Genomic DNA, 22,965 nt, shown 5'->3' with positions numbered 1-22,965 from the left:
CGCGCAGAATCGGCGTTTTGACCGACAGACGCGCACGTTCGCGGTGCAAGGGGGGAACGTGCGCCACTACTTGGGCGGGAAGCGCAGTGCCCCATCGAGGCGGATGATCTCGCCGTTGAGGTAGTCGTTCTCGATGATGCTCTGTGCCAGCTGGCCGTACTCGGTCGAGCGGCCCATCCGCTTGGGGAAGGGCACCTGCGGGCCCCAGTACTGCTCCAGCTGATCGGCGGCCTTGCCGTAGGCAGGAGTGTTGATGGTGCCCGGGGCGATGGTGCAGACCCGGATTCCCAACGGCGACAGATCACGCGCGGCGACCAGCGTCATGCCGAGCACGCCGCCCTTGGCCGCCGAGTAGGGCAGCTGGCCGATCTGGCCCTCGTAGCCGGCGATCGAGGCGGTGTTGACGATGACGCCGCGGCCGCCTTCTTCCAGCGGCTCGGTCTTGGCGATCGCGGCCGCCGACAGCCGCATCACGTTGAACACCGCGGTCAGGTAGAACTCGATGGTCTTCTTGAAGCCGTCGAGATCCAGGGGGGACCCGTCCTTGCCCACCAGCCGGCCACCGCTGGCCGGGCCGCCGTGGGTGTCCACCGAGATGCGCAGCGGGGCCAGGGCTTCGGCCTCGGAGATCGCGGCGAGGACCGACTCCTCGGAGGTGGCGTCGGTGCGCACGTACCGCACACCGAGTTCCTTCTCCAGTGCGGCGCCCTTGTCATCGGCCAGGTCGGCGATGACCACCTTGGCGCCCGCGGCCTGCAGCCGACGGACGGTTGCTTCACCCAGGCCACCCGCACCGCCGACGACGATCGCGGAGCTACCGGCGATTTGCATATGGTTCCCCTTCTTGCAACTAGCACTCTCTAACTGAGAGAATAACATTCTCGTATCAGGTGAACCAGGGAGTAATTCAATGCCCGAAGCCGTCATCGTGTCCGCGTTGCGCACCCCCATCGGCACCGCCAAGAAGGGCACGCTGCGTGATACCGATGCGTATGTGCTGGCCGACCATGTGGTGCGGGCCGCGGTGGCCGACATCCCCGCGGAGCTCGCCGGATCGGTGGACGACGTGATCCTGGGTGAGGGCCTGTACGGCGGTGGCGTCATCGCCCGTCATGCCGCCGTCACCGCGGGCCTGACCTCGGTACCCGGGCTGGCGGTCAACCGGCACTGCGCGGCCGGACAGGCTGCCGTGCAAACGGCTGCCGCGAGTATCCGCGCCGGGATGGACCGACTGATCCTGGCCGGCGGGGTGAACTCGGCCTCCACGTCGCCGCGTTTCGTCCGCGCGACGAGCAGCGCCAAGGACGCCGAGTGGACGAACTGGTTCCCGCCCACCCATCCGGACTCCCCGGACGCGCCGAACATGGACATGTCCATCACCGTCGGCTGGAACGCCGCGGTCAAGGCCGGGGTGAGCCGCGAGGAGATGGACCAGTGGGCGTTGGGCTCACACCTCAAGGCCGTGGCGGCCATCGATGAGGGCCGGTTCAAGGAAGAGATCGTCGCGATCGACACGCCGCACGGCCTCTTCGACACCGACGAACACCCACGCCGCGACACCACCTTGGAGAAACTGGCCGCACTCAAGCCGCTGCATCCCGAGATCGAGGGGTTCTCGATCACCGCGGGCAACGCGTGCGGCGCCAACGATGCCGCCGCGATACTGGCCATTGCCAGCGACGAGCTCGGACTGCCCGCGCTGGCCACCATCAAGTCCTGGGCATCGGTGGGGGTCGATCCCGCCTCGACCGGACTGGCCCCGGTCGAGGCGATCGCCAAAGCCCTTGGCCGGGCCGGTCTTTCGCTGTCCGATGTCGACCTGTTCGAGATCAACGAGGCTTTCGCCGCGATGTGCGTGGCCACCGTCAAGCTGCTCGACATCGACCCGGACATCGTCAACGTCAGTGGAAGCGGGTGCTCGCTGGGTCATCCGGTGGCCGCCACCGGGGCCCGGATGCTGGCCACGATGGTGTACGAATTGCGCCGACGCGGTGGCGGCATCGGCGTGGCCGCGATGTGCGCCGGCGGCGGCATGGGCTCGGCGACGGTCATCGAGGTGGCGTCACCGTAGTGTCTTCCGTGATGGCCGGCCCACATACTGTCGAAGAACTCATCACCGCGGCGCGCGGTGGATCGCAGCGCGCCGTCGGGCGGTTGCTGAGCTTGGTCGAAAGTGACCGTCGAGACGAGGTTCTCGCGGTGCTCGGCCCCGCCTCCCCGCGGGTCATCGGGATCACCGGCCCGCCCGGGGCCGGCAAGTCGACGACCGTCGGCGCGCTGGTCGGTGCCTACCGGGAGCGCGGTCTACGGGTGGCGGTGCTCGCGGTCGACCCGTCATCCCCGTACAGCGGCGGTGCGCTGCTCGGCGACCGGATCCGGATGGCCGCCCACATCAACGATCCCGACGTGCTGATCCGCTCGGTGGCCACCCGCGGTCACCTGGGCGGTCTGGCTGCGGCGGTGCCCGCCGCGATTCGGCTGCTGGCCGCACTGTCCTACGACCTGATCGTGCTGGAGACCGTGGGCGTGGGGCAGTCCGAGATCGAGATCGCTGCGATCGCCGATCCGACCGTGGTGATCCTCAACCCCGGTGCGGGCGATGCCGTCCAGGCCGCCAAGGCTGGGCTGCTGGAAGTCGCCGATCTGGTGGTGGTGAACAAGGCCGACCGCGACGGCGCCGATCAGACCGCTCGTGACCTACGAGCCGAGGCCAGCGTGCCGGTACTCAAACTCGTTGCGGCGCAAGGTGATGGCCTGGCCGAACTCGTCGAGGCCATCGATGCGCACCATCGCGCCGACACCGCGGCGCGACGCACTGCGCGGGCCCGTACCCAGATCCTGTCACTGGCCCAGACGCTGCTGCGCAACCACGCCGAGCTGGACCGGTTGGCCGCCGCCGTGGCCGACGGCAGTACCGATCCCTACACGGCAGCCGAGCAGTTGTTCTCAGATTCAGCGCGGTAGCCAGGACTCGCACCTGGCTACAGCCTCGGCGCGGGCTCCACCCTCAGCTGACCGACTTACCCGTCGCCGCCGCGTATCCGCTGCGGTAACCGAATACCATGGCGGGACCCAGTGTTCCGCCGGCGCCGCCGTAGGCCTTGCCGGTCACGCCGCCCATGGCGTTGCCCGCGGCGAACAGCCCCGGAATCGGTGTGCCGTTGACGTGCAGGACACGGCCGTCGCGGTCGGTGCGCGGGCCGCCTTTGGTGCCCATGGCGCCGATCTTGACCGGCACCGCGTAGTACGGGGCGGAGTCGAGCGGGCCCAGCGTCTGGCCGGCCGGGGTGGCCGCCGAATTGTCGCCCCAGTATCCGTCATACGCGCTGGATCCGCGGCCGAAGTCGGGGTCGACCTCGCGAGAGACGTTGTCGTTCCAGCGGTTCAAGGTCTCGGCCAGGCCGGCTGGGTCGATGCCGGTCTTGGCGCCGAGTTCATCGAGGGTGGCCGATTCGCAGAACCAGTCCGGCACGGGATCACCGGGCTGGACCCCGAGGAAGCCGTAGCGCTGCAGGTGCACCGAGTCGAACACGATCCAGGCCGGGTCGTTGGCGTAACCCAGTTTGGGGTCGAGGTATTGGAAGGCCCCGGCCATGGAGTTGTACTCGCCGGCTTCGTTGAGGAATCGCTTGCCGGCGCGGTTGACGATGACGCTGCGCGGCCGGGTGCGTTCCAGCCGCACGCTGCGGCTGCGCGGATGACCGTCGATGGTGTCGCCGGGGATCTGCACGATCGGCACCCACCATGCCTCGCCCATGTTGGCCAGGTCGGCGCCGTGGGCCATGGCCATCCGCAACCCGTCGCCGGTGTTGTTCGGCGGGGATACCGCACCGCGCATCGGACCGCGCAGGTAGGCCTCGACGAGCTTGGCGTCCCACTCGAAACCGCCGGTGGCCAGGACGACGCCACTGCGGGCGCGGACGTTCACGTCGGCACCGCCGGTGCTGTGCAAGCTGATGCGCACGCCGGTGATGCCGGTGGCGTCACCGACCAGCTCGATCGCGCGGGCCCCGGTGACCGGCTCCACGCCACGCTCTAGCAGGCCGCGCAGCAGCCCGGCGATCAGTGCGGTACCGGCCACGCAGAGGTCGGCGTCGGGATCGTCGTGGACGGCATGGATGCGAGCCCGCGTCTCCGCGTCGATGCCCACATTGCTGAAATCTGCTGGGAAGGACGTGATCCGGTCTTTCCACGCGCCGAGCTTGGCCTGATCCACCGGGCCGGCGCTCAGGGACCGTCCTCCGCCGGGGCGTCCGCCGGGCAGTTCGGGTTTGTAATCGGGAAAGCCTTCGGCGACGGCGAAACGCAGCTCGCTGTGTTCCTCGACGAAGTCGAGCATCGCCTGGCCGGTCCGCACGAAGGTGTCGACCAGGTCGGCGTCCAGGTAGCCCAGCGACTGGGCCTCCAGGTAGTCCACCGCGTCCGAGACCGGCAGCGGCCCCTCGGAACTGCGGTCATGAGCCGGGATCCACACGATGCCACCGGAGACCGCGGTGGTGCCGCCGACGGTGGGCGCCTTCTCGTAGACCGCCACGGATGCACCGCTGACCGACGCGGTCAGCGCGGCAGTGAGCCCCGCACCGCCGCTGCCGAGCACCACGACGTCGACTTCGTCATCCCACTCAAATTCGGTACGGGTCACTGTCATTCCCTTCTCAGTACAAGATCGCCGATAGTTCGTTTGCTGCGCGCACCACTGCGTCCTTGCCGTTCAACACGACGTCTTCGCGATGCGAGATGAGGTTGATGCAGGTAGGTGGTGACGGCGGGCGTCGACGGACCGGCACCGCCAGACCGTAGGTGTCCGGTTCGATCTCCCCGTGGGTGATCACCCAGCCCTGCTCGCGGGTCTGGCGGACCAGTTCACGCTCGCCGGGGCGCGCCGGCATGCTCGCCAGCAGGGCCACCCCGGCCGCACCCCGCTCCAGCGGGTGGCGGCTGCCTTCATGGAAGGACAGTTGGTAGAACACCTGTGTCGGAACGATCACCGCGACGGCCACCTGCTGGTCGCCCTCGGCCACCAGTAGCGAGACGGTGCTGCCGAGCTCGTCGGCCAGGGCGCGCAGGGTGGGGACACTGAGCTGGCGCATGTTGTTGTCGAACGATGAGCCGAGGGCGGCCAGCCCGGCACCGGGCCGGTAGCGCCCGTCTTCGCCCTTTGCCACATAACGGAACTGGCTCAGGGTGGCCAGCAGCCGATAGGCGATCGTGCGGTGGGCCCCGACATGGTCGGCGACCTGCTGCACCGTCAGGCCCGTCGGTGCTGCGGCAATGGCTGCGAGCGCGCTGAGCCCACGCGCCAGAGTTTGAGAACCGGGCGCTCCGGTGGGAGTGCCGTCGGCCTTCGTTTGTGCCTTCGGCTGGGTTGCCTTGGCCGGCATCGCGCCCCTCCTTGACAGATAGCACCGCGAGAGTGATGCTCTGATAATAATGCACGCTGATGTGCGCTATATGAGCAAAGTGCTTACAAATTCGGAGAATATCATTCTCACTACCTCCGGAGAGGGGAACATGACGAGCACTGCCGCCGGGCCGGCATCCGGTTCCGTTTCGGCCACCGACCACGAGAGCGTCTGGAGCGATCTGCAGGGCGTCGCGTTCTCGCAGGGCTATCTCGACGTCGGCGGGGTTCGCACCCGCTATCTGCACGCGGGTGATCCGACACTGCCCGCGCTGGTCCTGCTACACGGCTCGGGCGGGCACGCCGAGGCCTACGTGCGCAACCTGGAGGCGCACGCCCGGCATTTCTCGACGTGGTCGATCGACATGCTCGGTCACGGCTACACCGACAAGCCGGGCCACCCGCTGGAGGTGGCGCACTATGTCGATCACCTGATCGCCTTCCTCGACACGATCGGCGCGCAGCGCGCCCACATCTCGGGTGAGTCGCTGGGCGGCTGGGTCGCCGCCCGGGCCGCCGTCGACCACCCCGACCGGGTGGACCGGTTGGTGCTCAACACCGCCGGTGGCTCGCAGGCCGATCCCGAGGTGATGAAGCGCATCATCACCTTGTCGATGGCCGCCGCCGAGAACCCGACCTGGGAGACCGTGCAGGCGCGGATCAAGTGGCTGATGGCGGACAAGACGAAGGATTACGACGACATCGTGGCCAGCCGCCAGGCGGTCTACCGGCAACCCGGCTTCGTCGCGGCGATGAGTGACATCATGGCGCTGCAGGACCCGCAGATCCGGGCCCGGAACCTGCTGGGGGAGAAGGAATACGGATCGATCACCGCGCCCACCCTGGTGTTGTGGACCAGTGACGATCCGACCGCAGACGTCAGCGAAGGCCGACGGATCGCCTCGATGATCCCGGGTGCCCGCTTCGAAGTGATGCCGAATTGTGGGCACTGGCCGCAGTACGAGGACCCGGACACGTTCAACCGGCTGCATCTCGACTTTCTGCTCGGGCGTTCCTCGTGACCGACCGCGAGGTGGACGTCATCATCGTCGGAGCCGGACCGGTCGGCCTGACCCTGGCGAATTCCCTTGGGATCAAGGGTGTCCGGACACTGGTGGTCGACGAACGCGACACCCTCATCGATTACCCGCGCGGGGTCGGCCTCGACGACGAGTCGCTGCGCACCTTCCAGTCCATCGGCCTGGTGGAGGCGGTCCTACCGCACACCGTGCCCAACCAGATTTTGCGCTTCTACGACGGGAACCGCCGACTGCTGGCTGAAATGGCGCCTCCGGACGCACGTTTCGGCTGGCCCAAGCGCAACGGGTTCGTTCAACCGCTCGTCGACGCGCAACTACTGGCCGGGCTGGACCGGTTCGAGCACGTGCAGGTGGCCTGGGGCCGGCGGATGGAATCGGCCGTCGAGACCGCCGACGGGGTGACCGTCGAATTCGGCTCGGACGCGCCCGCGGTGCGGGCGCGCTACCTGGTCGGGTGCGACGGCGGGCGCAGCGCCAGCCGGCGCATCATGGGGGTGTCGTTCGAGGGCACCACCTCGCCGACCCGCTGGGTGGTGGTGGACCTGGCCAACGATCCGCTGGGCCACCCGAACAGCGAGGTCGGTGCCGACCCGGACCGGCCGTACGCCTCGATTTCGATCGCCCACGGCATCCGCCGGTTCGAGTTCATGATCCATGCCGACGAAACCGACGAGCAGGCCGAGGATCCCGAGTTCGTGGCCCGGTTGCTGGCCCGCTACGTACCGCATCCGGACAAGGTCGACGTGATCCGGCGCCGGGTGTATACCCACCATTCGCGGATTGCCGGAAACTTTCGCAAGGGCCGGTTCCTGCTCGCCGGCGACGCCGCCCACCTGATGCCGGTATGGCAGGGACAGGGCTACAACAGCGGGATCCGGGACGCGGCCAACCTCGGCTGGAAACTCGCCGCAGTGGTCAACGGCCAGGCCGGCGATGCACTGCTGGACAGCTACGACACCGAACGCCGCAAGCACGCCCGCGCCATGATCGACCTGTCCACCCTGGTCGGCCGGGTCATTTCGCCCACCAATCGCAAGGTTGCGATGCTGCGGGACAAACTGATTCGCGGTGCCTCGGTGGTCCCGGCGCTCAAGCGCTATGTGCTGGAGATGCGGTTCAAGCCCATGCCGCGCTACGAGTCGGGCGCGGTCTACCACCCGACGCCGCCGACTGCGGACACCCCGGCGGGCACGTTGTTCATCCAGCCACGGGTCGACACCCGAGAACAGTCCGACGTGCTGCTCGACGATGTGATCGGCCTGAATTTCGCGGTGCTGTGCTGGAACAACGATCCTCGGGCACTGCTCGGGGAGCAGGCGTATGCGCGTTGGAAAGCCCTGGGCGCCAGGTTCATCGCCGCCCGGCCGCAGACCCAGTTGTTCTGGACCGGCCACGACGGTGCACAAGACGACGGGTCGGTGATCACCGTCGGCGACCGCACCGGGGCGCTCAAATCCTGGTTCGACGGGCACTCGGAGTCGGTACTGGTACTGCGGCCGGACCGGTGCATCGCCGGCGCCGACATCGCCCAGCGGGCTCCCGAACTGAGCGCGGCCCTGTTCGATGTGCTGCACGTGGTGGAGGGAGGAGTGAACGGTGCCAGTAGCCCTGTGCTGTATGTCCCACAGCCCACTGCTGAATCTTCCGGGACCGTCGGCTGACCTTCTCGACGACATCGGCTCGGCGGTCGCGAAAGCTCGCCAGTTTGTTGCCGACTACGACCCCGAGTTGGTCGTCATCTTCTCGCCCGACCACTACAACGGGTTCTTCTACCGACTGATGCCGCCGTTTTGCATCGGCACCGCTGCCTGCGGAGTGGGGGATTACGGCACCTACGAAGGCGCGCTCGACGTCGCGGGCGACATCGCCCAGCAGTGCGCCGAGGCGGTGTGGGAAGCCGGGGTCGACGTCGCCATCTCGACGAGCATGGATGTCGACCACGGCACCGTGCAGCCGCTGCAGGAATTGTTCGGCGAGGCGACGGCACGCCCGATCGTGCCGATCTTCGTCAACTCGGTGGCCACGCCGCTTGGGCCGTTGTCCCGGTCACGCGCGCTCGGGTCGGCGGTCGGCTCCTTCCTGGCCACCCTCGACAAACGGGTGCTGGTGGTGGGTTCCGGTGGGCTGTCGCATGATCCGCCGGTGCCGACGCTGGCCACCGCGCCGCCGGGTGCGCTGGACCGGATTGTGCACGGGGTCCCGATGACCGCCGAGCAGCGGATGGCCCGCCAGGACGCGGTGCGCCAGGCCGCCCATGACTTCGCCCACGGCGACAGTGCGCGGCAGCCGTTGAATCCCGAGTGGGACCACGGACTGTTGGAGATCTTCGACCACGGTCGGCTGGCCGATCTCGACGGCTGGTCGAACACCTTCATCGCCACCGAAGGGGGCAACTCGGCGCACGAGATCCGAACCTGGGTGGCCGCGTTTGCGGCCCTGGCAGCCAATGGTCCGTACCGGACCGGACACCACTTTTACCGGGCGGCACCGGAATTGATCGCAGGATTCGCAATCAGGACGGCGGTAGGAATCGCAGTATGACCTCAGAAAACAACGCTCAGCGGGCCGACCGGCCGTTCGACGAGACCGTGGATGTGCTCGTTGTCGGCTCGGGCGGCGGGGGGATGACCGCCGCGCTCGCCGCCGATTCCGCCGGGCTGAAAACACTCGTGGTCGAAAAGTCGTCCCACTTCGGCGGTTCCACCGCGCTGTCCGGCGGTGGCATCTGGGTGCCCGGGGCGCCGTCACAACGTCGGGCCGGCTATGTGCCGTCCCCGGATGCGGTGTTCGATTACCTCAAGCAGATCACCGAGGGCACCGTCAGCGACGCCCGGCTGCGCAAGTACGTCGAGGCCGCTCCCGAGATGATGGATTTCCTCGAGCGCAACAGCGACTGGTTCGAATTCGTCTGGAAACCCGGCTACGCCGACTACTACCCGGAACGTCCGGGCGGATCCGCGCAGGGCAGCACGATCAACGTGCCGGCCATCGATCTGCGCACGCTCGGTGAGCACGAACAGGAACTGCTGGCCCCGCTGGCCCTGGCACCCAAGGGGATCTGGTTCGCGCCCAAGGACCTTCGGCTCTTCTACCAGATCCGGCAGAACTGGCGCGGCAAGGCAGTGCTGCTCAAGCTGATCTGGCGGATGGTACGGGCCCGGGTCTTCGGTGACCGGATGGCCGCCATCGGCCAGTCGCTGGCGGCCCGGATGCGCCTGGCGCTCAAGCAGCACGACATCCCGCTGTGGCTGGATTCCCCGATGACCTCGCTGATCACCGATGACAGCGGCGCGGTACTGGGTGCGGTGGTCGAGAAGGACGGGCGGACCGTCAGGATCCGTGCGACCGGAGGCGTCATCCTGGCCTCCGGCGGGTTCGACCACGACATGGCCTGGCGCAAGGAACACCTGCCGGTGCTGGAGAAAGATTGGAGCTTCGGCAACCCGGCGGCCACCGGCGACGGGATCCGGGCCGGGGAAAAGGTGGGCGGTGCCACCGAATTGCTCGACGAGGCGTGGTGGTTCCCGGCCATCTGCTGGCCCGATGGCCGGCTGCAGTTCATGCTCAACGAGCGCATGATGCCCTCGCAGTTCGTGGTCAACGGAGACGGCAAGCGGTTCATCAACGAGGCGGCTCCGTACATGGATTTCGCCCACGCGATGATCGCCGGCCAACAGGCCGGTGTCACCCACATACCGTGCTGGCTGGTCACCGACATCGACTCGTTCCACCGCTACGTGGTGGGCGGGCATCTGCCCATCCCGAAGATCCCGTTCGCACCGGTGCCCACCGGGCGTAAGGTGCCGCAGGCGTGGCTGGACTCCGGTGTCGTGGTCGAAGCGCACAGCTGGGCGGAGCTGGCGCGCAAAATCGGTGTGCCCGAAGGGAATCTGCGCACCACCGCGGAGCGGTTCAACGAGTTGGCCCACGCCGGTCACGACGACGACTTCAACCGCGGCGACAGCGCCTACGACAACTATTACGGCGATCCGACGCTGCCGAACCCGAACCTGCGTCCGCTGGGCAAACCGCCCTACTACGCGTTCCAGATCATTCTCGGTGACCTGGGCACCTCGGGCGGACTGCGCACCGACGAGTACGCGCGGGTGTTGCGGTCCGACGAGAGCACGGTGGCCGGGCTCTACGCCGTGGGCAACGTCTCGGCCGCGGTCATGGGCCGCAGCTACGCCGGAGCCGGCGCCACCATCGGGCCGGCGATGACGTTCGGGTATGTGGCCGCCCGGCACATCGCCGACCTCGTCGCCGAACAGTCAGCCGCACAACCCGTCCCATCAGCCGCCAACCAGCACGTCCAGGACAACGTCAGCAACCCCTCAGGAGGAAACCGATGAAGATCTCGCTGTTCTACGAATTCCCGCTGCCCCGCCCGTGGTCGGAGGACGACGAGCACCAGCTGTTCCAGCACGGCCTGACCGAGGTCGAGGCCGCCGACAAGGCGGGCTTCTCCACCGTCTGGCTGACCGAACACCACTTCCTCGAGGAGTACTGCCACTCCACCGCGCCGGAGATGTTCCTGGCCGCGGCCAGCCAGCGCACCAAGGACATTCGGCTCGGCTTCGGCGTCATGCACCTGCCGCCGCCGATCAACCACCCGGCCCGCATCGCCGAGCGCGTCGCCACCCTGGACCACCTGTCCAACGGGCGCGTGGAGTTCGGCACCGGTGAGGGTTCCTCGGTCGCCGAGCTGGGTGGTTTCGACATCGATCCGGCCGACAAGCGCACCATGTGGGAGGAGGCCCTTGAGGTCTCGATCCGCTGCATGACCGAGGCCCCGTTCACCGGTTTCAAGGGCGAGCATGTCGAGATGCCGGCCCGCAACGTGATTCCCAAGCCGCTGCAGAGCCCGCACCCGCCGGTCTGGGTGGCGTGCACGCGTCCGTCCTCGGTGCAGATGGCCGCGCAGAAGGCGATCGGCGCGCTGAGCTTCGCCTACACCGGTCCCGAGGCGCTCAAGGAGCGTGTCGACGGGTACTACAAGGAGTTCGAAGAGCAGGGTGCGCCCGTCACCCCGGCGATCAACCCCAACATCCTGGCCATCGGCGGTGACCTGTCGATGATGGTGGCCAAATCCGACGACGAGGCGCTCAAGCGCCTGGGCATCGGCGGCGGATTCTTCTCGTTCGGGATCATGCACTACTACCTGACCGGGATGCACACCCCCGGCCGCACCAAGGTGTGGGAGCGCTACGAGCAGGCGGTCAAGGAGGATCCGACCCTGGCCTACGGCCCGGGCCGCGGAGCCATCGGTTCACCCGACACCGTGCGCGAGTTCCTGCGCAACTACGAAGCCAGCGGCGTGGACGAGATCATCCTGCTGCTCAACCCGCGCAGCCACGAGGGCACCATGGAGTCCATCGAGATCATGGGCAAGGAGATCCTGCCCGAGTTCATCGAGCGGGATGCAAAGGCCGTGGCGGACAAGGCCAAGCGGTTGGAGCCGGTGATCGAGAAGGTCGAGGCGCGTCGTCGTCCGTCGGATGCCCCGCTGTTCGACGAGACCTACGCCTTCGGCGGGCTGCCCACCGGTCGTGACAAGTTCACCGCCGGTGAGATTCCCGAGGCGATGGCCGAGATCAACGAAGGCCGGGTCAAGGCGGCCCAGGCGGAGAAGGAAGCTCGGGGAACCGCGGGTTGAGCGGAGCCGCACACGTGTCTGCACCAGGCGAGCTGGTGCGCTACGACGGCAAGCACGTTGTGGTCACCGGCTGCGGGTCGGGTATCGGCGCCGAGGTCGCCCGGGCGCTGGGTGAGCTCGGCGCCCGGGTGACGGGCCTGGACGTCCGGCCGCCCGAGCGCCGGCCCGACACCTTCATCGAGCTGGACCTGGCCGACCCGCAGTCCGTGGACCGCGCGGCCGGGACGGTCGAGGGACAGGTGGACGCCCTGTTCAACGTGGCCGGGGTGTCCTCGGGCATCGGCGACCCGCTTCTGGTGGTGCGGATCAACTTCCTGGGCACCCGGCAGTTCACCGAGGCGATCGAGGAGCGCATCGCACCGGGCGGATCGATCACCTCGGTGTCATCGCTCGCGGCGTCCGGGTATCGCGAAAACCGCGATATCACAGCGGGTTTGCTCGACACCCGGTCAGTCGACGAGGGGTTGCTTTGGTGCGCCGAGCATCCGGAGGCACTGGCCGACGGGGGTTATCGACTGTCCAAGGAGGCGATGATTCTCTACGGCATGCGCCGGGTCGGCGAACTCGGGGCCCGCGGTGTCCGGATCAACTGCACGGGGCCGGGTGTCACCGATACGCCCATTCTGGACCAGCTGCGTTCGGCCTACGGGCAGCAGTACCTCGATTCGTTCACCACCCCGCTGGGCCGAAATTCGGAGCCGGCCGAACAGGCTGCGCTGCTGCTGTTCCTCGGGAGTGCCGCGGCCAGTTATGTGACCGGCCAGGTGATCTGGGCCGACGGCGGTATTCTGGCGCAGCGTGAGGCGGCCCTGATGACCGCCGACCCCGAGCAGAGGAGCTGAGCGTGGCCTCGACGATGAGCGACTTCCGCAAGGTCGCCGACGATGTGCGCAACTGGGGCCGCTGGGGCGACGCCGACGAGCTGGGAACGCTGAACCTGATCACCGCCGAGAAGGTCGCCGAGGGTGCATCATTGGTCACCCAGGGCAAGGTGTTCGCGCTCGGCGGGGACTTCTCCTCGGCCGGGCCGCAGGGGGCGTTCCAATTCCGGCAGAACCCGACACACGTGATGACGGTGGACGGCGGCGACGCCAACACGCTGGCCCGGTACGGCCCGCAGTGGCTGCGCAATTCGGTGGCCCATGAGGTCAGCGAGTTCTTCGTGGACAACCCGTTCCGGTTCAACGACGACATGATCGTCATGCCGCTGCAGGCCGCCACGCAGTGGGATGCACTGAGCCACGTCTACTACGAGGACAAGCTCTACAACGGGTTCCCGGCCGATTCGGTCACCAGCTTCGGTGCCTTCCACTGTGGCATCGACAAGGTGGACGGCAAGGGCATCACGTCGCGCGGGGTGCTGCTGGACGTGGTCCGTCATCGTGGTGCCGAGCAGTTCCTGGAACCGGGCAACCCGATCACCCCGGCCGAGCTCGACGACGTGGCCCGCGCTCAAGGCGTGACCATCGGTGCCGGTGACATCGTGGTGGTGCACACCGGTTGGTGGACAAGGTTTTTGGCCAACGGCGACGGAACCGAGCCGGGCTCCGGGCTGGACTGGCACTGCGCCTCGTGGCTGCACGACCACGAGGTCGCCGCCGTGGCCGCCGACAATCTGATGGTCGAAGACCCCGATCCGGCCAACGGCGTCGAGGGCACGTTTCTGCCGATGCACATGCTCTGTCTGCGCGACATGGGCCTGATGCTCGGCGAATACTGGGATCTCGGCGCGCTGGCCGCCGACTGCGCCGCCGACGGGGTCTACGAGTTCCAGCTCATCGCCCCGCCGCTGCGCGTCACCGGCGCCGTCGGCTCGCCGGTGAATCCCATTGCGATCAAATGAGGAAGTATGACGTCAACTGAGAAGGTCCCGTTCGTGGTCGGGCTCGGCGGCACCCTGCGCGCCGATTCCTCCACCGAGCGGGCCGTGCGGTACTGCCTGGAATCGGTGGAGCGGCAAGGAGGCCGGACCCGGATGTTCGCCGGGCCGGATCTGGACTTGCCGATGTACGCGCCGCATTCGCTGGAGCGCACGCCCGCCGCGCTGGAGTTCGTCTCGGCACTGCGTGACGCGGATGCGGTGGTGGTGGGTTCCCCCGGCTACCACGGGGCGATCTCCGGTCTGGTCAAGAACGCGCTGGACTACATCGAGGACCTGCGTGAAGACCCGCGGGTGTATCTCGACAACACCCCGTGGGGTTGCATCAGCTGTGCCTACGGCTGGCAGGCCGCCGTCGGGACGCTGGGCCAGTTGCGTTCCATCGGTCACGCGTTGCGGGCTTGGCCGACGCCGCTGGGGGTGGCGATCAACTCGGCCGACAAGATCTGGTCCGAGACCGGCGACCTGTCCGACGATACGGTGCGTGGTCAGCTCGACCTGCTGGCCACTCAGCTGTTGACGTTCGGGCGCACGGGCGGAGTGCGGCAGTGACGACACAGCACACCTTCACGCGCAAGACGATCACCGTCGACGGTTTGACCACCGGCTATCTGGAAGCGGGACAGGGTGATCCGCTGGTGCTGCTGCACGGCGGCGAGTTCGGTGCCGGCGCCGAACTCGGCTGGGAGCGCGTCATCGACGCACTGGCCGAGCAGTATCGGGTGCTCGCCCCGGACATGCTGGGTTTCGGGGACAGCGCCAAGGTCATCGATTTCAACGACGGCCGTGGCATGCGGATCCGTCACATCGCCCGGTTCTGCGCCGAACTCGGTGTCGCCTCAGCTCATTTCGTCGGCAACTCGATGGGTGCGATCAACCTGCTCGTGGACACCACCTCCGAGACGCCGCGGCTGCCGGTGCGGTCGCTCACCGCGATCTGCGGAGGCGGGGAGATCCAGCGCAACGAGCACTCGGCGGCGTTGTACGACTACGACGCCACCCTGGACGGCATGCGGCGAATCGTGACCGCGCTGTTCGCCGACCCGGCGTACCCGGCCGACGAGGCGTACCTGCAGCGTCGGTACGAGTCGAGCATCGCGCCGGGAGCCTGGGAATCCCTGGCGGCGGCCCGGTTCCGGCGGCCGGGGCTGGAGGCGCCGGCGACGCCGTCGTCGCAACGCGCCTATCACCGCATCGCCGTGCCGGCCATGATCATCGAGGGGGAGCGCGACAAGCTGCTGCCGTCGGGGTGGGCGGCGGAGATCGCCGGCCAGATCACCGGTGCTCGCAGCGCGGTGATCGCCGACGCCGGGCACTGCCCACAGATCGAACAGCCCCCCGCACTCGTCGAGGTACTGCTGGATTTCCTGTCCTCAGTGCGCAACTGAGCAAGCCCGGTCAGCCGACGCGCAGGGCCCGGTAGGCGGCCGGGCCGACCACTGCGGCCAGGCTCGCGGGTGTCCAGTGCTGGGCCTCGTCGAGCAGCATCCGGATCGCGGCCTCACTGATCGCCAGGAAGACCTCGGACAGCGGGCCCAGTAGGTGGTCGACATCGGTGACCTGCCGGCGCACCAGCAGCGGGCGCATCACGGCCGCGACCTGAGCGCTGAGCTGCGCCCGCCCCTGCGAAATCGCGGTGCTCAGAACCGGATCCAGATCGGTGGCGAACATGATCCGCCACGGCGCGGGTTGGTCTTGCACCACGGCCAGCAGCTCGCGGAAGCCGTCGGTGAACAGCTGCTCGATCGAGCCGGTACGCGGTGGCGGCAGCATCGCCGACAAATCGGCCAGCACGCGGTCGGTTTCGCGTTGCAGCAGCGCGGCCAGCACTTCGCCGCGGCCGGGATAGCACGCGTACACCACCGGCCGGGTGACACCCAGCCGGGCGGCGATGGCACCCATGGTGACCGCGCCCACCCCGTCGGCGGCCGCGATCTCCAAGGCGGTGTCGAGCACCTGTGGACGACGTCGCTGGGGTCCGAGATGCTCGGCGCGGGTTCGGTTCGCGGCGGTGTCGACCAACGGACTCAGACCAGACTGACGTCGGCGATCAGCAATACGGGCCAGGCCACGACTTCGCCGAGTATCGAGAACAGTTGATCGGCCCCCGACAGCGTGCGCAGGTGGTCGGCGTGCATCGAGGCCCAGATGACGCCGACGATGAGGTAGGGCAACCCGACGATGACGCCGGCGGTCACCGCCAGATAGAAAAGTTGGCGGATGCTCACCTGACGGTCGAATACGGTGCGCAGCACGGACATCAGCTGATCGTCCCGAGGAGGGGCTCGGATTCGACGATGCCCTGTTCGCTGGGCGGGCGGCCTTCGCCGAAGACGCGGGCGTGCTGCTTCTCGCGGAACTCGCGATGTGCCTGGGCCGGGATGGCGTAGCCGTACAGCTGTTGGGCTTCGCGCGGCGTGGTGGTGACCCGGCAGTGCGGCGTGATTCCGCGCAGCACCCGGGTGCCGATCGGCAAGGTCGCCGGCGAGATCAGCCGTAGCAGGATGAGCTGGAGTCGGGTGCTCATCGAAATCACCGTGAACGCCGCGCTCATCGGCGGCACGATGGCGGCGTCGAGGACGCGGGATGTGCCCAGCCCGCCCATCTTTCGCATCCACCGGGGCATGGTGGCCAGGGTGGCACGACGGAGCAGGGCCGTGATCACCCGGGTACCCGGCCGCAGCAGGAGCGGCATCCGCGGCAGCATCACCTCGGCTCGCAGCAGGTGGTTCATCGCCTTCTTGGCGATGTCCGAGCCGATCAGCTGCGGCCGCATCTGGTCGAAGTACTCGCGGATGCCGTCGCGGGTGCGCGGCACGTCGGCCGGATCGAACGTCTGTAGTTCGGCGGCCCGCGCGCATTCGTCCCAGTACTGCCGCTCCTCCTCATCGGTCAGCCGGCCGGGGCCGAACTTCTCATAGGCACACAGGATGGAATGCCAGGCGGTCAGGTGGATCCACAGCTGAGAGGCGGGGTCGTTGGCGTCGTAGCTGCGTCCGGTCACCGGGTCCGTGCCCACCGCCTTGGAATGGATCTTGACCAGGACGTCGGCGACCTCGGCGGCCGAGGGGCTGTCGTCGAAGGCCACCATGGCGAAGTAGCGCAGCGTGCGGTCGTAACGGGTCCGGGGGCGCTGGTAGATGCCCTGGGTGTGGTCCACCGCGGCCACGAGCGCGGGGTCGAGCTCCTCGATGACGACCGCGCGCTGGAATCCGATCGACAGCGAGGTCGGATAGCTCCAGACCTTCCAGGTCACCGAGTCGGGCCCGAAGAATCCGTAGTCCTCGGCCGGCTCGGCGGTGGGTAATGACAGCCAGTCCCGGATCGTGCCCATGAGCGCCCCCTTCAATTTCCTACACTTTGTAGGATTCTGGCCCGTGCCGCCCACGAAGGTCAAGGCCGAGGTGCGACGGAGGCCCCCGAGTTAAATCAGTTGCTTGACTGAACGCCGTCGAGCGGGTTGAGTCGAACCGCCGCCGGAGCGCGGCCGACGAGGAAGGGGCTTGCGGCCTACATGAGCAATGAACTGGCGGGAAAAGTCGCGGTGATCACCGGCGGGGCGTCGGGTCTCGGTGAGGGGTTGGTGCGTCGGTTCGCCGCCGAAGGCGCCCGGGTGCTGATCGGTGATGTCGACGACGACCGCGGTAAGGCGCTGGCCGACGAACTGGGCGAAGACGTCCGGTTCCTGTTCGCCGACGTCGGTGATGTCGAGCAAGTCGGTGCCCTGGTGTCGACGGCGGTGGAAGCCTTCGGCGGTCTCGACGTCATGGTCAACAACGCCGGGGTGTCGGGTCGGATGCACCGGCGCTTTCTCGACGACGACCTGGCCGACTTCGACACGGTGATGCGGGTGAACGTCCGTGCCGTGATGGCCGGCACCCGCGATGCCGCGCGCTACATGGCCGAGCACGGCGGTGGTTCGATCCTCAACCTGACCTCGATCGGCGGCATTCAGGCCGGCGGGGGAGTGATGACCTACCGGGCGTCCAAGGCCGCCGTCATCCAGTTCACCAAGTCTGCGGCAATCGAGCTGGCGCACTACGAGATTCGGGTCAATGCGATCGCCCCGGGCAATATCCGCACCGCAATCGTGGCGAAGTCGGCCTCGCCGGAGGAACGTGAGCGCATCGAGGAGTTCGAGGCCGGGATTCGGGCCCAGATGCGCAACGACCGCCCGCTCAAGCGCGAGGGGACCGTCGAAGACGTCGCCGAGGCGGCGTTGTACTTCGCCACCGACCGATCGCGCTATGTCACCGGGACGGTGCTGCCGATCGACGGCGGAACTGTGGCGGGCAAGGTCATCGCCCGTAAGAACAAGTCCTGAACCAGGCACGACGCCGGCGCCCCAGTTTTAAATCAAGTGCTTGACTTAGTGACAGGAAGGGCGTTGACTGTAACGGTGACCACAGCCAGTCGGACGGCGCGGGCCGACCGGGCCAGCTCCACTCAGGAGGCCATTCTCAAGGCGGCGGAACGGCTCTACGCCGAGCATGGCGTGTTCGCGGTGTCCAACCGTCAGGTCAGCGAGGCGGCCGGGCAGGGCAACAACGCCGCAGTCGGATACCACTTCGGTACCAAGACCGATCTCGTCCGGGCCATCGAACACAAGCACCGCGGACCTGTCGAAGCACTGCGCGAGCAGATGATCGAACGCCTCGGTGATTCGAGTGAGCTGCGGGACTGGGTGGCGTGCCTGGTCTGCCCGCTCACCGACCACCTCGCGGCACTGGGTAATCCGACCTGGTATGCGCGTTTCGCCGCGCAGGTGATGACCGATCCGGCCTACCACGGCATCGTGGTCCGCGATGCGCTCAGTTCGGAGTCGCTGGTACAGGTCATCAAGGGTATGAACAGCTGCCTGCCCGACCTGCCGGACGCCATCCGCGCCGAACGAAACATCATGGCGCGCAACCTGCTGATGCACAGTTGCGCCGACCGGGAACGGGCCCTGGCCCAGGGCGGGGAGGTGCCCAGGACTTCATGGCAGGGCGCCGCGTCGGGATTGATCGACGCGATCGTCGGCCTGTGGTTGGCGCCGGTTACTCAAGAAAGCGACCTCACATGAAAGTCACTGTCGATCAAGACAAGTGTGTCTCGTCGGGGCAGTGCGTGCTCAACGCCGCCGAAGTGTTCGACCAGCGCGACGAAGACGGCGTCGTGGTCCTGCTCGAACCCGAGCCGGGCGAAGACCAGACCGACAACGCCCGCCGCGCCGCCGCGGCCTGCCCAGCCCTAGCCATCCAGATCGAAGACTGACACAGAGGAACCCCACACCGATGTCTGAAACGCTTGCCGATTCCACGACCACCACCGACATCCCCGAGTACCCGATGGAGCGCGCTGCGGCGTGCCCGTTCGCCCCGCCCGCGCAGATGCTGGACCACCCCAAAGGGCTGTTCCGCGTGAAGATCTGGAACGGCAGTACCCCGTGGCTGATCACCGGCCATGAGGAGGCGCGAACCCTGTTCGCGGACTCTCGGATCAGCGTGGACGACCGGATCGCGGGCTTCCCGCACTGGAACGAGCACATGCTCGCCACCGTCGACAAGCGGCCGCGGTCGGTGTTCACCTCTGACGCCGAAGAGCACACCCGGTTTCGCCGGATGCTGTCCAAGCCGTTCACCTTCCGGCGGGTCGAAGGATTGCGGTCGGCCATCCAGAAGATCACCGATGAGTGCATCGACGAGATCCTGGCCGGCCCGCAGCCCGCCGATCTCGTTGCCAAGCTCGCCTTGCCGGTGCCCACCGTGGTGATCAGCGAAATGCTCGGTGTCCCATACGAAGACCACGAGTTCTTCCAGGAGCACGCCAATGCCGGTCTGGCCCGCTACGCGGCAGCGGACGCCATGCAAAAGGGCGCGATGAGCCTGCACCAGTACCTGATCAACCTCGTCGAGGAGAAGCAGGCCAACCCGGCCGAGGATGCGGTGTCCGATCTGGCCGAGCGCGTGACTGCCGGGGAGATCAGCGTCAAGGAGGCCGCGCAGCTGGGCACCGGACTCCTGATCGCCGGACACGAGACCACGGCCAACATGATCGGCATCGGCATCCTGGCCCTGCTGGAAAACCCCGAGCAGGCCGACTTCCTGCGTGACGCCGAGGATCCGAAGGTGATCGCCAACGCGGTCGAGGAACTGATGCGCTATCTGTCCATAATCCAGACCGGACAGCGCCGGGTGGCGCTGGAGGACATCGAGATCAGCGGCGAGACGATCCGAGCCGGTGACGGCGTCATCATCGACCTGTCCCCGGCCAACTGGGATGCCAAGGCCTACCCGGAGCCCGACAAGCTCGACCTCAGCCGCGACGCCGGCCAACAACTCGGCTTCGGCTACGGCCGCCACCAGTGCGTCGGTCAACAGCTGGCCCGCGCCGAACTGCAGATCGTCTTCCACACCCTGCTGCGCCGCATCCCCACCTTGAAGCTGGCCATCCCGCTCGACGAGGTGCCGTTCAAGCACGACCGCCTCGCCTACGGCGTCTACGAACTCCCCGTCACCTGGTGACCTGACTTTTCAGCCCGGACAGCCCGAATGGAGATCTGAAAGTGTCTACCGCTACTCAAACCCTATATCCACCAGAAGGTTTCGGTGCGCCCAAGAACCGGCGCGGTCACGCGACGGAGACCGGCCTGCCCGGGCTACCGCCGGGCACCGAGATCTTCTCGGCCGACAACCACATCTCGGTCGCCGACGACATCTTCTACGAGCGCTTCCCCGAAGAGCTCAAGGGTGCCGCACCACGGATCTGGTACGAGGACGGCGCGTACATGGTCGGTATGAAGGGCAAGGCCTGGACCGGCGGTGATTTCGGCCGCGTCCTGATGCAGTACGACGACCTCGCCGGGGCGGCGTCGAACAACATCGCCGCCCGGGTGCGCGAGCTCAAAGAAGACGGCATCGACAAGGAGCTGGCCTTCCCCAACGCGGTGCTGGCGCTGTTCCACTATCCCGACAAGGCGCTGCGGGAGCGGGTGTTCCGGATCTACAACGAGCACATCGCGGCCCTGCAGGAGCAGTCCAACGGACACTTCTACGGCGTCGGGCTGATCAACTGGTGGGACCCGAAAGGTACTCGCAGCACGCTCGAGGAGCTGAAGTCGCTTGGGCTCAAGACCTTCCTGCTGCCGCTGAATCCGGGCAAGGACGACGACGGCAACATCTACGACTACGGCAGCACTGACATGGACGCGGTGTGGGACGAGATCGAGGCGTCCGGGGTTCCGGTCAGTCACCACATCGGGGAGACCCCACCCAAGACGCCGTGTCAGAACAACAGCGTCGTCGTCGGCATGATGGTCAACGTCGATTCCTTCCGGGAACAGTTCGCCAAGTACGTCTTCTCCGGGATCCTGGATCGTCACCCGAATCTCAAGGTCGGCTGGTTCGAGGGTGGAATCGCCTGGGTGCCCACCGCGTTACAGGACGCCGAGCATCTGCTGGCCTCCTATCGGCACATGTTCAACCACGAACTGCAGCATGACGTCCGGCACTACTGGGACAAGCACATGTCCGCCTCGTTCATGGTCGACCCGCTGGGCTTGCGGCTGCTCGACCAGATCGGCGTCGACAACGTGATGTGGTCCAGCGATTATCCGCACAACGAGAGCACCTGGGGCTACTCGGAGAAGTCACTGGCCACCGTGGTGGAGGCGGTCGGTCCGGAGAACGCCGTCAAGATCGTGTCCACGAACGTCCAGAAGTTCCTGGGATTGGTATGACCGCGGCGACGGCGGCCGCACGGTCCGGGGTGACATCGATCATCCAGAACGGGTTGAGCTGGATCGACGTGCCGACCGAACCCGACTTTTCCCGGATGCGCCGGGAGGTCGGGGCGCGGCTTCGTGCTGCCATGCGCGACAACGACGTCGACGCCCTGGTCCTGCTCGGCAACGGCAACGTGGTGTATGCCACCGGCGCCAGTTGGCCGCTGCTGGATGCGGGCCTGTCACACGTCGAGCGTCCGGTCGCCATCGTCGGGGTCGATGACGAGTATCCGCACCTGTTCCTGCCGGCGCGCGAGGGTGCCCCGCTGGAGGCCGACCTGCCCGACGATCACCTGCACCCGCCGCTGTACCTCGAATTCGAGGAAGGTGTCGAGCATTTCGGGCGGGTGCTGGCCGAACTCGTCCCACCCGGAGCGACGGTCGCCGTCGACGAACTGACCGGAGCGATGCGTCGGGCCGGTGATCGGCTGTTCCCGACACCGCCGATCGACGCCGCGCCGGTGGTGGGGGCGGCCAAGCTGGTCAAGACGCCGGACCAGATCGCTGCGGTGCGACAGGCCTGCCGAATCACCGAGGAAGCCATGGTCGACGTGCAGAAGTCGCTGGCGCCCGGGATGCGTCAGATCGACCTGTCGGCGCACTTCGTCCGCCGGGCCTTCGAACTCGGCGCGACAGCCAGCATGTTGGAGGCGATCTGGCAGGTGATGCCGGCCAGCCTGGCCGACGGTGCCTGGACCACACACGGCGACCTGGCCCTGCCGCTGCTGTCCACCGAGCGCGAGCTCAAACAGGGTGACGTGCTGTGGACCGATGTGTCGATCACCTATGGCGGCTACTGCTCGGACTTCGGCCGCACCTGGATCGTCGGGCAGGAGCCCACCGAAGCGCAGCAGGCGCAGTTTCACCAGTGGCGCGACATCCTGGCCGCAGTGCTGGCGGTCACCAAGGCCGGGGCCACCAGCGGTGATCTGGCCCGCGCCGGCATCGCGGCGGCAGGTGGGCGCAAGCCGTGGCTGCCGCACTTCTACATCGGGCACGGCATCGGGGCCAACGCCGCGGAAATGCCCATGATCGGAACCGATCTCGGGCCGGAGTTCGATGACAACTTCGTGTTCCCGGCCGGCATGCTGCTGGTGCTCGAGCCGGTCGTCTGGGAGGACGGCACCGGTGGTTATCGCAGCGAGGAGATCGTGGTGATCACCGATGACGGCTGGATGCCGTTGACCGACTACCCCTACGATCCGTACCGCTGAGCGGGAGTGC

General features: G+C 67.4%; 23 protein-coding genes. 17 read left to right on the top strand and 6 right to left on the bottom strand.

The features are described 5' to 3' along the window. Positions 1–66 precede the first annotated feature (66 nt). A complete protein-coding gene (locus FR943_RS19450; protein WP_217159878.1) occupies positions 67–831 on the bottom strand; it encodes an SDR family NAD(P)-dependent oxidoreductase in 765 nt (254 codons plus the stop codon). A gap of 79 nt (positions 832–910) precedes the next feature. Between FR943_RS19450 and FR943_RS19445 the strand changes: the two genes are divergently transcribed. After that, positions 911–2,071, top strand: a complete 1,161-nt coding sequence (locus FR943_RS19445) for a thiolase family protein (RefSeq protein ID WP_217159877.1) — start codon at positions 911–913, stop codon at positions 2,069–2,071. Positions 2,072–2,082: 11 nt separating this feature from the next. Beyond that, complete coding sequence (gene meaB, locus FR943_RS19440; protein ID WP_217159876.1) at positions 2,083–2,964, top strand: methylmalonyl Co-A mutase-associated GTPase MeaB; 882 nt, start codon at positions 2,083–2,085, stop codon at positions 2,962–2,964. Positions 2,965–3,007: 43 nt separating this feature from the next. On the opposite strand, the gene FR943_RS19435 is transcribed toward meaB, so the two are convergent. Next, positions 3,008–4,648, bottom strand: coding sequence for an FAD-dependent oxidoreductase (locus tag FR943_RS19435; protein WP_217159875.1), 1,641 nt, complete (start codon positions 4,646–4,648; stop codon positions 3,008–3,010). 7 nt (positions 4,649–4,655) lie between these two features. Further along, the gene (locus FR943_RS19430) at positions 4,656–5,381 is read right to left on the bottom strand and encodes an IclR family transcriptional regulator (protein WP_217159874.1); all 726 of its coding nucleotides are present in this window, start codon (positions 5,379–5,381) and stop codon (positions 4,656–4,658) included. A 130-nt stretch (positions 5,382–5,511) separates the two neighbouring features. Here FR943_RS19430 and FR943_RS19425 point away from each other — a divergent pair, with 130 nt between their 5' ends. The 9 genes from FR943_RS19425 to FR943_RS19385 are packed head-to-tail and all read left to right on the top strand — an operon-like array spanning position 5,512 to position 15,364. Continuing rightward, positions 5,512–6,423 carry an alpha/beta fold hydrolase gene (locus tag FR943_RS19425; RefSeq protein ID WP_217159873.1) on the top strand — a complete coding sequence of 304 codons (912 nt, stop codon included), beginning with the start codon at positions 5,512–5,514 and terminating at the stop codon, positions 6,421–6,423. Continuing rightward, positions 6,420–8,102, top strand: coding sequence for a bifunctional 3-(3-hydroxy-phenyl)propionate/3-hydroxycinnamic acid hydroxylase (locus FR943_RS19420; RefSeq protein WP_217159872.1), 1,683 nt, complete (start codon positions 6,420–6,422; stop codon positions 8,100–8,102). Before FR943_RS19425 ends, FR943_RS19420 begins: the two co-directional genes overlap by 4 nt. Next, positions 8,059–8,982 (top strand): 3-carboxyethylcatechol 2,3-dioxygenase, encoded by a 924-nt coding sequence (locus FR943_RS19415; protein ID WP_218045938.1) that lies wholly within the window; start codon positions 8,059–8,061, stop codon positions 8,980–8,982. The genes FR943_RS19420 and FR943_RS19415 overlap by 44 nt, the downstream gene beginning before the upstream one ends. After that, complete coding sequence (locus FR943_RS19410) at positions 8,979–10,793, top strand: FAD-binding protein (protein WP_217159870.1); 1,815 nt, start codon at positions 8,979–8,981, stop codon at positions 10,791–10,793. Before FR943_RS19415 ends, FR943_RS19410 begins: the two co-directional genes overlap by 4 nt. Continuing rightward, positions 10,790–12,097 (top strand): LLM class flavin-dependent oxidoreductase, encoded by a 1,308-nt coding sequence (locus tag FR943_RS19405; RefSeq protein ID WP_217159869.1) that lies wholly within the window; start codon positions 10,790–10,792, stop codon positions 12,095–12,097. Before FR943_RS19410 ends, FR943_RS19405 begins: the two co-directional genes overlap by 4 nt. A gap of 14 nt (positions 12,098–12,111) precedes the next feature. Then, the gene (locus tag FR943_RS19400; RefSeq protein ID WP_217159868.1) at positions 12,112–12,939 is read left to right on the top strand and encodes a coniferyl-alcohol dehydrogenase; all 828 of its coding nucleotides are present in this window, start codon (positions 12,112–12,114) and stop codon (positions 12,937–12,939) included. Between the two features lie 14 nt (positions 12,940–12,953). Continuing rightward, positions 12,954–13,940: a cyclase family protein gene (locus FR943_RS19395; protein ID WP_217159972.1), complete on the top strand. Its 987-nt coding sequence runs from the start codon at positions 12,954–12,956 to the stop codon at positions 13,938–13,940. Between the two features lie 6 nt (positions 13,941–13,946). Next, positions 13,947–14,528 carry an NADPH-dependent FMN reductase gene (locus FR943_RS19390; protein ID WP_217159867.1) on the top strand — a complete coding sequence of 194 codons (582 nt, stop codon included), beginning with the start codon at positions 13,947–13,949 and terminating at the stop codon, positions 14,526–14,528. Next, the gene (locus tag FR943_RS19385; protein ID WP_217159866.1) at positions 14,525–15,364 is read left to right on the top strand and encodes an alpha/beta fold hydrolase; all 840 of its coding nucleotides are present in this window, start codon (positions 14,525–14,527) and stop codon (positions 15,362–15,364) included. Before FR943_RS19390 ends, FR943_RS19385 begins: the two co-directional genes overlap by 4 nt. A 10-nt stretch (positions 15,365–15,374) precedes the next feature. On the opposite strand, the gene FR943_RS19380 is transcribed toward FR943_RS19385, so the two are convergent. Genes FR943_RS19380 through FR943_RS19370 form a run of 3 tightly spaced genes read right to left on the bottom strand, consistent with a single transcriptional unit; the run spans position 15,375 to position 17,310 of the window. Further along, entirely contained in the window at positions 15,375–15,998 is a 624-nt protein-coding gene (locus FR943_RS19380) for a TetR/AcrR family transcriptional regulator (RefSeq protein WP_217159865.1), read from the bottom strand. Between the two features lie 5 nt (positions 15,999–16,003). Next, complete coding sequence (locus tag FR943_RS19375) at positions 16,004–16,237, bottom strand: hypothetical protein (RefSeq protein WP_372448190.1); 234 nt, start codon at positions 16,235–16,237, stop codon at positions 16,004–16,006. Next, entirely contained in the window at positions 16,237–17,310 is a 1,074-nt protein-coding gene (locus tag FR943_RS19370; RefSeq protein ID WP_217159864.1) for an oxygenase MpaB family protein, read from the bottom strand. The genes FR943_RS19375 and FR943_RS19370 overlap by 1 nt, the downstream gene beginning before the upstream one ends. A gap of 180 nt (positions 17,311–17,490) precedes the next feature. Here FR943_RS19370 and FR943_RS19365 point away from each other — a divergent pair, with 180 nt between their 5' ends. The 6 genes from FR943_RS19365 (at position 17,491) to FR943_RS19340 (ending at position 22,955) form a co-directional block, all read left to right on the top strand. Next, complete coding sequence (locus tag FR943_RS19365) at positions 17,491–18,300, top strand: SDR family NAD(P)-dependent oxidoreductase (RefSeq protein WP_217159863.1); 810 nt, start codon at positions 17,491–17,493, stop codon at positions 18,298–18,300. 75 nt (positions 18,301–18,375) lie between these two features. Next, complete coding sequence (locus tag FR943_RS19360; RefSeq protein ID WP_217159862.1) at positions 18,376–19,041, top strand: TetR/AcrR family transcriptional regulator; 666 nt, start codon at positions 18,376–18,378, stop codon at positions 19,039–19,041. Continuing rightward, positions 19,038–19,232: a ferredoxin gene (locus FR943_RS19355; protein ID WP_217159861.1), complete on the top strand. Its 195-nt coding sequence runs from the start codon at positions 19,038–19,040 to the stop codon at positions 19,230–19,232. Before FR943_RS19360 ends, FR943_RS19355 begins: the two co-directional genes overlap by 4 nt. 20 nt (positions 19,233–19,252) lie before the next feature. After that, positions 19,253–20,482: a cytochrome P450 gene (locus FR943_RS19350; protein ID WP_217159860.1), complete on the top strand. Its 1,230-nt coding sequence runs from the start codon at positions 19,253–19,255 to the stop codon at positions 20,480–20,482. A gap of 41 nt (positions 20,483–20,523) precedes the next feature. Next, positions 20,524–21,696 (top strand): amidohydrolase family protein, encoded by a 1,173-nt coding sequence (locus FR943_RS19345; protein WP_217159859.1) that lies wholly within the window; start codon positions 20,524–20,526, stop codon positions 21,694–21,696. After that, a complete protein-coding gene (locus FR943_RS19340; RefSeq protein WP_217159858.1) occupies positions 21,693–22,955 on the top strand; it encodes a M24 family metallopeptidase in 1,263 nt (420 codons plus the stop codon). Before FR943_RS19345 ends, FR943_RS19340 begins: the two co-directional genes overlap by 4 nt. Positions 22,956–22,965: the final 10 nt, after the last annotated feature.

The organism is [Mycobacterium] fortunisiensis, assembly GCF_019050325.1.
Lineage (GTDB): Bacteria > Actinomycetota > Actinomycetes > Mycobacteriales > Mycobacteriaceae > Mycobacterium > Mycobacterium fortunisiensis.
This window is presented reverse-complemented; position numbering and strand designations above follow the sequence as displayed.

Excerpts from the sequence above, each read along its gene's own strand:
- FR943_RS19425 (WP_217159873.1), top strand. The coding sequence starts at position 5,512 with ATGACGAGCACTGCCGCCGGGCCGGCATCCGGTTCCGTTTCGGCCACC.
- meaB (WP_217159876.1), top strand. The coding sequence starts at position 2,083 with ATGGCCGGCCCACATACTGTCGAAGAACTCATCACCGCGGCGCGCGGT.
- FR943_RS19395 (WP_217159972.1), top strand. The coding sequence starts at position 12,954 with ATGAGCGACTTCCGCAAGGTCGCCGACGATGTGCGCAACTGGGGCCGC.
- FR943_RS19410 (WP_217159870.1), top strand. The coding sequence starts at position 8,979 with ATGACCTCAGAAAACAACGCTCAGCGGGCCGACCGGCCGTTCGACGAG.
- FR943_RS19430 (WP_217159874.1), bottom strand. The coding sequence starts at position 5,381 with ATGCCGGCCAAGGCAACCCAGCCGAAGGCACAAACGAAGGCCGACGGC.
- FR943_RS19450 (WP_217159878.1), bottom strand. The coding sequence starts at position 831 with ATGCAAATCGCCGGTAGCTCCGCGATCGTCGTCGGCGGTGCGGGTGGC.
- FR943_RS19365 (WP_217159863.1), top strand. The coding sequence starts at position 17,491 with ATGAGCAATGAACTGGCGGGAAAAGTCGCGGTGATCACCGGCGGGGCG.
- FR943_RS19405 (WP_217159869.1), top strand. The coding sequence starts at position 10,790 with ATGAAGATCTCGCTGTTCTACGAATTCCCGCTGCCCCGCCCGTGGTCG.
- FR943_RS19445 (WP_217159877.1), top strand. The coding sequence starts at position 911 with ATGCCCGAAGCCGTCATCGTGTCCGCGTTGCGCACCCCCATCGGCACC.
- FR943_RS19350 (WP_217159860.1), top strand. The coding sequence starts at position 19,253 with ATGTCTGAAACGCTTGCCGATTCCACGACCACCACCGACATCCCCGAG.
- FR943_RS19375 (WP_372448190.1), bottom strand. The coding sequence starts at position 16,237 with ATGTCCGTGCTGCGCACCGTATTCGACCGTCAGGTGAGCATCCGCCAA.
- FR943_RS19340 (WP_217159858.1), top strand. The coding sequence starts at position 21,693 with ATGACCGCGGCGACGGCGGCCGCACGGTCCGGGGTGACATCGATCATC.
- FR943_RS19390 (WP_217159867.1), top strand. The coding sequence starts at position 13,947 with ATGACGTCAACTGAGAAGGTCCCGTTCGTGGTCGGGCTCGGCGGCACC.
- FR943_RS19415 (WP_218045938.1), top strand. The coding sequence starts at position 8,059 with ATGTCCCACAGCCCACTGCTGAATCTTCCGGGACCGTCGGCTGACCTT.
- FR943_RS19435 (WP_217159875.1), bottom strand. The coding sequence starts at position 4,648 with ATGACAGTGACCCGTACCGAATTTGAGTGGGATGACGAAGTCGACGTC.
- FR943_RS19355 (WP_217159861.1), top strand. The coding sequence starts at position 19,038 with ATGAAAGTCACTGTCGATCAAGACAAGTGTGTCTCGTCGGGGCAGTGC.
- FR943_RS19370 (WP_217159864.1), bottom strand. The coding sequence starts at position 17,310 with ATGGGCACGATCCGGGACTGGCTGTCATTACCCACCGCCGAGCCGGCC.